The organism is Mesorhizobium sp. M2A.F.Ca.ET.039.01.1.1 (assembly GCF_003998035.1).
Taxonomy (GTDB): Bacteria; Pseudomonadota; Alphaproteobacteria; order Rhizobiales; family Rhizobiaceae; genus Mesorhizobium.
Genome location: NZ_RZRY01000868.1, coordinates 1 through 2273, shown reverse-complemented (window position 1 = coordinate 2273; position 2273 = coordinate 1). Strand labels below are relative to the sequence as shown.

At 62.2% G+C, this 2273-nt stretch carries 3 protein-coding genes; 1 reads left to right on the top strand and 2 read right to left on the bottom strand.

What is annotated here, in order from left to right; genetic code table 11:
• Positions 1–308: 308 nt before the first annotated feature.
• Positions 309–827, bottom strand: coding sequence for a dihydrofolate reductase (locus tag EOA24_RS34855; RefSeq protein ID WP_126082049.1), 519 nt, complete (start codon positions 825–827; stop codon positions 309–311).
• Entirely contained in the window at positions 827–1843 is a 1017-nt protein-coding gene (locus EOA24_RS34850) for a DUF4424 domain-containing protein (RefSeq protein WP_126082048.1), read from the bottom strand. Before EOA24_RS34850 ends, EOA24_RS34855 begins: the two co-directional genes overlap by 1 nt.
• A 142-nt stretch (positions 1844–1985) precedes the next feature.
• On the opposite strand from EOA24_RS34850, the gene EOA24_RS34845 reads away from it, so the two are divergent.
• A partial coding sequence (locus tag EOA24_RS34845) for an SAM-dependent methyltransferase (protein WP_245501924.1) occupies positions 1986–2273 on the top strand: 288 nt, incomplete at its 3' end.

The window sequence follows — 2273 nt, the reverse complement described above, 5'->3', positions numbered from 1 at the left end:
GTCCCTGATTGCCGCCGCCGCCCCATGGGCCGCCGCCGCCACTCTTGTCGTTCCAGGGCATGAATGTCCTTTCGCTTCGGTTCCCTCAGGCCTTGCGGCGCAATCCTAACGCATGACCGGGAAAACCCATATCGGTTTTCGAAAAGGAATCGTGCGCCAAAATCAAGGTATTACGGCGGCCTCTTGTGCGTCCGGTTGGACGCGGGCCGCTGCAACACCGTTCTTCTATAGGGACGCGTCGATCCGCTTTCAACGCGATGGGCCATCGTCCCCATGCGATTTGGATCGGTCGCGACCCTTTGTCGTCATCAACGATCGTCGCGTCGGCGCTCGTAAACCGTATAACGCGTGGCGTGGCTGTCTTTCTCGCCGGCGGGAAAATCCTCGGCGCTGACGACTTGCCAGATGCTCGGGTCGATCGGCGGAAAATGCGCGTCGCCATCGACGCTGGCCAGCACATGCGTCACGTGCAGCCGGTCGGCAACCGGCAAGGCCTGGGCATAGATCTCGCCGCCACCGACCACGCAGATCTCCTCCGCTCCCGCCATGCAGCGGCCGCGCACCCTGGCCAGCGCGATCGCGTCATCCAGCGAGTGGGCCACTTCGATGCCTTCGGCGCGCCAGGCCTTGTCGCGCGTCACCACGATGTTGAGCCGGCCGGGCAGCGGCCGGCCGATGCCTTCATAGGTCTTGCGGCCCATGATGATCGGCTTGCCCATCGTATCGGCCTTGAAGCGCTTGAGATCGGTGGAAAGCCGCCACGGCAGGCCGCCCTCGCGGCCGATCACGCCGTTTTCGGCGATGGCGACATAGATCGCGATATCCATCAGCCGCCGTTCCCGCCATTGTCGGACGGCTCGAGCAGCAGGATGTCGATGTCGCGCTCGGGATAAAAATCTTTCGCGGTGATCTCGAATGTCGTCGGTCCGACCTTTTTGACATTGTCGCCGCAGAAGGAGACGAGGTTTTTGGGGCTGCCCTTGTCGATCGTCAGCTTGAAATTGCCGATGGTGCCGGAGGCCCAGTTGCCCCCCGTGGTGAGGACGTAGGCGATCCGGCTCTCGTAATATTTTGGATAACCGTCCGGATTCGCCTTGGCCGCCTTGCGCACCACGTTCTCGAACGTCTGATCCATGCAGTAGCGGGTCTTGTAAGTCTCGTATTGCGGGCTCTGGAACTGGCCATCGGAGAAGAAGCTGACCGAGGAGGTGCCGCCGACGCTTGGCTTATAGCGATGCGAGACATGAACTTCCTTGTTGGCCGGGAAGGTCGAACGCCACCAATAGGTCGAGCGCAATTGCCAGAAGGGCACATAGGCGGTCTGCATGCCCGAACCGTCATCGGCCGTATCCTCGATGATGATGCCGCGGTCTTCCCAGTCCTTGGTGACAGCCTTGGGCAGTTTCGCCAGCGCCGCCTTGGCAGCATCGCCGAACGGATAGAGCGGCACGCTCTGGGCCTTGAGGTCGGCAGTGATGTCGATGCCCAGTGCAAACGCCCGTTGCTCAAGCTGAGGCTTCGCGTCGACGCCGTCAATCGTCACCTCGAAGCCGAGGAAATTGTCGCTCTGCGCCTCCGGGAGCGCCGGCATCTCGTTGCGATCGCCCTCGATGTCGGGCATCGGGAACGCCACGATGGAGCTGACATCCTTGTCGGTGTTGTTGCGGAAGACATAGTCGACCGTCACCTTCTCCGGCGAGATGAAAAGGTCCTCGCTTTGCATGGCGACGGCATCGCTGCGCGACAGGATCAGGCCGCCGGTGCCGAGTTCGGCGACGGAATCGTTGGCGAGGGCCGGAGCGGCCATGATCGCCAGCGCCGCGGTCAGTATGGTGCGTAACATCGACCCCTCCTCTGTGCCGCTATACCGGGACCAGCCGGATGCGCTCTTCCATCTACCCGTTTCAAGATAGCGTTTCAAAGCCCTTCGTCACCGGATACGGGTACTTCTGGACACCGAGCCGCCGATCAGGCAGGAGATCGCCATGCGCAAGCTTCTCGTCATCGGCATCGGCGCCGGTAATCCCGATCACATGACGGTCCAGGCCATCAACGGCCTGAACCGCGCCGACGTGCTGTTCATCCCCGACAAGGGGGCGAAGAAGAACGATCTCGCCGATCTGCGCCGGCAGATCTGCGACCGCTTCGTCACCAACCCTAAATCGCGCCGCGTCGAATTCGAGGTGCCGGTCAGGGCCGAGCCGACATCGTCCTACCGGACAACCGTCGACGACTGGCACGAGGCGATCGCCGAAATCTACGAGACCCTGATC